Source organism: Neisseria sp. P0014.S009 (assembly GCF_051958155.1).
GTDB classification, from domain to species: Bacteria; Pseudomonadota; Gammaproteobacteria; order Burkholderiales; family Neisseriaceae; genus Neisseria; species Neisseria flavescens_C.
This window is the reverse complement of record NZ_JBQCVS010000191.1, coordinates 1-250: the sequence shown is the minus strand read 5'-3', so window position 1 is coordinate 250 and position 250 is coordinate 1. Positions and strand designations below refer to the sequence as shown.

At 68.0% G+C, this 250-nt stretch carries 1 pseudogene; it reads right to left on the bottom strand.

From position 1 onward, the window contains the following. A pseudogene (locus ACTHS4_RS12260) lies at positions 1-250 on the bottom strand (hypothetical protein); the annotation flags it as partial.

Here is a 250-nt window from a genome sequence, read left to right as displayed (position 1 = left end):
ATCCTCGGTGGCGACGCCGCGACCGGCCAGGGCGGCATGGGCCCGCGTGGCTTCGGCCATGACGATGTCGGCGCGGTGCCCAGCGACGTGGTTCTGCCGACACAGGCAGGAGATGAGTTCGGTGACGACTTCGTCCAGTCGGACTCCGGCGACGATGTGCCACGCCTTCTCGATGACTGCGGCCTGACGGTTCTGGTCGTTCTGCCAGTGGTGGTCGAACTCGGCCGGATCGGCGTCGTGGTCGAGGCAC